The sequence below is a fragment of the Mycobacterium sp. TH-M15 genome (genome assembly GCF_057473705.1).
In genome coordinates this window covers 1-4,811 of the sequence record NZ_JBYCLB010000332.1, presented here as the reverse complement: position 1 = coordinate 4,811, position 4,811 = coordinate 1, and the positions used below count along the sequence as shown (strand labels likewise).

Genomic DNA, 4,811 nt, shown 5'->3' with positions numbered 1-4,811 from the left:
AGAGTTCGTCGGTGGCCTCGGAGGCGATGTCCCTGCTCGCCAAGAACAACATACCCACCGACGACGTGCATTTCGTGCTCATCGGGGACGCCAACGGCCCGTTCGGCGGACTGTTGGAACGCTTCAACCTTCCCGACGATTCGCACCCGTCGATCCCGAGCCTCGGCGTCACCGCCAGCGGCGCCGAGCCGCAGAACCTCTACCCGACCGATGTCTTCAACGCCGAATACGACGGTTTCGGCGATCTTCCACGGTATCCGATCGACATTTTCTCCGACCTGAACTCCTATCTGGGCACGGCAATTCCGCACGGTGTGTACGGGGGTTTCACGCCCGAACAGATCGCCGAGGCGATCGCAACTCCGATGCCGACCACCGCCGCTGATCACCTGACCGACTACTTCATGCTCCCGCTGCATAGCCTGCCGCTGCTGGATCCGCTGCAGCTGATCCCGATCGTCGGGAAACCGCTCTACGACTTGCTGGAACCGGACATGAGGATCCTGGTGGACCTCGGCTACGGCAGCCTCAGCCAGGGCTGGGATTCAGGTCCGGCCAATGTGCCCACCCCGTTTGGGGCGCTGCCACCGCTGAGCGTGCTCGAGCAGCTCCCGCAAGCGCTGCTGCACGGCGCCGAGAAGGGAATCACCGATTTCACCGCGGCCCTGGAGAACCCGGCCACATACAAGATAGACCTGGTCGACAACCCCATCGTCGAACTGTTTCTCCGCGAGGGTGAGAACTACGGCGTTGTTCCCGGGGAGCCGACGACGACATCGGCCCTCATCAACGATCTCCCGGGCATCGTGCACAACATTTTCCAGAATGTTCCGCTCGACGGTATCGGCGTCCCGATAGAACACGCGACCGCCTTGTCGCCACTGCTGGACATCTTCAACGACCTCACCGCGACCTTCTCCGGCGACGTGTCGTCGCTGCTGCCGGTGGCGCAGGCAGTCATCGCGCTGGTCGCCACCCTGCCGGCGTGGGACCTCAGCATCTTCACCAGCGAGCTCGCACACGGTGATCTGCTGGCCGCCGTCGTCGACCCGATCGGCGCCGACACCTACCTGATCCCGTTCGCTCTCGGAGCCGGTGTGCTCGCGCCCGTCGGGGAAGCGCTCGGTGCCACCTTCCTCAACCTGGTGGACCTGATCCCCGGGGTCGACCTGGTCGACGACGCCGTCACCAGTACCGGATACATCACCGGCAGCACCGCCGCCGACGCTGGCGGCACCCTCGTCGATCTTCTCTCCGGCCTGGGCTAGTCGAAGGAGGGAATCACCCTCCGCAAGACGCTGATCCGCTCCGACGAGCCGTTCGACCCGAAGCGAGCCTGGTACCGCGAACTATCACGACCTGGTCAAACGGAAGCGGATGGCCCTTGAGGGTCGGTTACCGGTTCTGGGCGCGCTGAAGCACCTCGGCGAGTTCCAGCGCGTGCCGGGCGAACATCGTCAGGCAGTGCGCGGTCTCGCTCAGCTCCCCGCCGCGCGGGCCACCGGAGTACACCGTGATGAAGACGTGCATGCTGGTGCGGCCGGTGTGGGTGATCCGGGCCTCGACCTCGACCAGCTCGCCCACCGCGATCGGCCTGGCGAACCGGATGTCCCCGATGAGCGCGGTCACGCAGTAGCGGCCGCTTCACTCCGACGCGCACGCGTAGCCGGCCTTGTCCACCCACTCGAGCACGTGCCCGCCGTCGATCCGCTCCCCGTAGCCGATGTCGATGGCCTTGGCCAGGAACCGCAGCGTGCTCACCGAACGCGGGCCGGCGGGCTCCTCGAACGTGATCGGCATGACGACTCCCTCCACTGCGGCGCCCGGCCCGGGCGGGGATTCTCGGCGAAGACCCGGGCCGGCGGGCGGGAATCTCCCTACCATCGACCCATGTCGGAACTGAGCACCGCACGCGGCCCGATCGATACCAACAAGCTCGGCGTCACGCTGATGCACGAGCACGTTTTCATCATGACCACCGAGATCGCCCAGAACTACCCGGAAGCCTGGGGCGACGAGGACAAGCGGATCGCCGACGCGATCACCCGGCTCAACGAACTGAAAGCCGTCGGGGTGGACACCATCGTCGACCTGACCGTGATCGGGCTGGGCCGCTACATTCCCCGGATCGCCCGGGTGGCCGCCGCCACCGAGCTGAACATCGTCGTGGCCACCGGCGTGTACACCTACAACGACGTGCCGTTCTTCTTCCACTACCTCGGCCCGGGCACCCAGTTCGACGGCCCGGAGACGATGACCGACATGTTCGTCCGGGACATCGAGACCGGCATCGCCGACACCGGGGTCAAGGCCGCGATCCTCAAGTGCGCCACCGACGAACCCGGCATCACCCCGGGGGTGGAGCGGGTGCTGCGGGCGGTCGCCCAGGCGCATCGCCGCACCGGGGTGCCGATCTCCACCCACACCCACGCGGGGCTGCGGCGCGGCCTGGAGCAGCAGCGCATCTTCGCCGAGGAGGGGGTGGACCTGTCCCGGGTGGTGATCGGGCACTCCGGCGACAGCACCGACCTGGGCTACCTCGAAGAGCTGATCGCCGCCGGCTCCTATCTCGGCATGGACCGGTTCGGCATCGACGTCATCCTGCCGTTCGAGGACCGGGTGAACACGGTGGCGGCGATGTGCGAGCGCGGCCACGCCGACAAGATGGTGCTCTCCCACGACGCGAGCTGCTACTTCGACGCGCTGCCCGAGGAGGTGCTGCCGGTGGCCGCGCCGAACTGGCACTACCTGCACATCCACCACGACGTCATCCCGGCGCTGAGGGAGCGCGGCGTCACCGACGAGCAGCTGCGCACCATGCTGGTCGACAATCCGCGCACAATCTTCGCGAACCAGGGCCGATATTGACGTCAGTCCGAGATCAGCTCGGCCAGGTCGTTGACCGAGCTGTCCAGCGGCGGCGCCGGGCGCTGGCCGCGCAGCTCCCAGCCGCGCAGCGCTTCCCGGCACGGGTGCTCCACCAGGGCGTAGCTCACCGCCGCGATCGCGATGGTGAAGACCGAGGTCAACACCAGCACCACCGCCATGTCACCGGTGAACGCGAACCGGCCGATCACCGGGAACACCATGTCCAGCGCCGCCAGGTGCCAGATGAAGATCCCATAGGACCACCGGCCCAGGGTGACCATCGGCCCGCTGGCCAGGATCCGGTGGCCGGTCTCCGGCCGGTCCAGCACCAGCGGCGCCAGCAACGCCGCGGCCAGCACGCCACCCATCGCGGTCCGGGTGACGAACTGCCCGAGGCTGGCCGGGGTCAGCCCCTCCGGTCCGGCCAGCGGTGACGCGGACAGCAGAAAGGCGGCCAAGGCGACCAGCCCGACCGGCACCCGCCGTCGCGCCAGCCGGTGCAGCCGGCCGACCGGGCTGACGGTCAGCTCGGCCAGCAGCATCCCGGCGCCGAACCAGCAGCCGTAGGCCGGCGCCCAGTTCAGTGGGTTCACCCCGGCCGGGGTGTGGATCGGGATCAGCCCCCACCCCAGGCTGAGCAGCGCGACGGCCCCGATCGCCGGCACCCGGGCCCGCACCGGCAGCCGCCGCGCCGCCAGCGCCAACACCGGCAGCGCGATGTAGAAGCTCACCTCCACCGCCAGGCTCCACATCTGGGTCAGCCCCGGCGTCAACGTCAGCGGCACGTAGATCTGGGTCAGCGTCAGGTTGGCCAGCCAGACGGTCGGGTTGGCGCCGGTGGCGTCCGGCAGCAGCAGCAGGATGACCACCACCGACACCAGGTAGGCGGGCATGATCCGGACCACCCGGGAGCGCCAGTAGTGCCGGAACGGCGGCGTGGCCCGTAGTCCCCGCGCCGCCGCGGCGTGGCCCCGCCACAGCAGAAAGCCGGAGAGCGCAAAGAATACCGCGACGGCCAGGTCGAAGCGGCTGAGCAGCCGGCCGCCGACGCCGGCCGAGTGCCCGGTCTGGAACGCGACGTGGGTGATGACCACGCCGAAGGCGGCACACGCGCGCATCCCCTCCACGGCGGGGAGGAAGCCGCCGACCTGCGCAGGGCGGGCCACATCGTCGACGGGACGGGTCATCATGACAGTGTGCCGGTGGTGCGTCCGCACGCGAACCCCGGACCCTTGAATCCTGCTGTTAGGGTCAGACCGGTTCCCACCCTGGATCACCAGCGGCCTGAAGGAGGGCACGGCAACGTGAACCGAGCCGTCATGCTGCGCATCGCGGCCTGCGCGACCGTCGGTCTCGGCGCTGCCCTGCTGACCGCCGCGCTGTTGCTGTCGACCTACACCGCGGGCCGGATCGCCAAGATCCCGCTGGACATCGACACCACCCTGGTCAGCGACGGCGTCGGCACCGCGCTCGATCCGGCCTCGCTGTCGGGCCTGCATCTGGAGGTCAACGAGGACGTACCGCTGGTGTCGCAGGACCAGATCAGTGTCGAGTCGCCGGCCAACGCCGATCTGGTGACCCTGCAGGCGGGTTTCTCGGTCCGCCGGACCGACAAGCAGCGGGACACCGGGCTGCTGCTGGCCCTGGTGGACACCGTCACGCTGGACCGCACCACCGCGATGGCCGTCTCGGACGACACCCGCCCCGGCGGCGCGGTGCAGCGACCACGCACCTTCGAAGACGACAGTCCGCCCACCAACATCGCGTTGCCGCACGAAGGGCTGTCCCACCGGTTCCCCTTCTACACCCAGAAGGAGTCCTACCAGTACTTCGACCCGATCGCGCAGCAGGCGTTCGACGCCAACTACGAAGGCGAGGACGACGTCAACGGGCTGACCACCTACCGCTTCACCCAGAACGTGGGTTACGACGAGAACGGCGAG

General features: G+C 68.4%; 6 protein-coding genes. 3 read left to right on the top strand and 3 right to left on the bottom strand.

What is annotated here, in order from left to right; all coding sequences use genetic code 11:
- Positions 1-1,268 (top strand): PE-PPE domain-containing protein (locus AC2VNT_RS08085; RefSeq protein WP_486946363.1); only part of this gene is annotated, 1,268 nt, incomplete at its 5' end.
- Between the two features lie 127 nt (positions 1,269-1,395).
- On the opposite strand, the gene AC2VNT_RS08080 is transcribed toward AC2VNT_RS08085, so the two are convergent.
- Both AC2VNT_RS08080 and AC2VNT_RS08075 read right to left on the bottom strand, forming a co-directional pair.
- Positions 1,396-1,629 carry an acyl-CoA thioesterase gene (locus AC2VNT_RS08080; protein ID WP_486946362.1) on the bottom strand — a complete coding sequence of 78 codons (234 nt, stop codon included), beginning with the start codon at positions 1,627-1,629 and terminating at the stop codon, positions 1,396-1,398.
- Positions 1,630-1,644: 15 nt separating this feature from the next.
- Entirely contained in the window at positions 1,645-1,800 is a 156-nt protein-coding gene (locus AC2VNT_RS08075; RefSeq protein ID WP_486946361.1) for a hypothetical protein, read from the bottom strand.
- 90 nt (positions 1,801-1,890) lie between these two features.
- On the opposite strand from AC2VNT_RS08075, the gene AC2VNT_RS08070 reads away from it, so the two are divergent.
- Complete coding sequence (locus tag AC2VNT_RS08070; protein WP_486946360.1) at positions 1,891-2,868, top strand: phosphotriesterase family protein; 978 nt, start codon at positions 1,891-1,893, stop codon at positions 2,866-2,868.
- Positions 2,869-2,870: 2 nt separating this feature from the next.
- Here AC2VNT_RS08070 and AC2VNT_RS08065 read toward each other — a convergent pair whose 3' ends face one another.
- Positions 2,871-4,055 carry an acyltransferase family protein gene (locus tag AC2VNT_RS08065; protein WP_486946359.1) on the bottom strand — a complete coding sequence of 395 codons (1,185 nt, stop codon included), beginning with the start codon at positions 4,053-4,055 and terminating at the stop codon, positions 2,871-2,873.
- Between the two features lie 117 nt (positions 4,056-4,172).
- Here AC2VNT_RS08065 and pgfA point away from each other — a divergent pair.
- On the top strand, positions 4,173-4,811 hold a 639-nt coding region (gene pgfA / locus AC2VNT_RS08060), incomplete at its 3' end, for a cell envelope lipid trafficking protein PgfA (protein ID WP_486946358.1).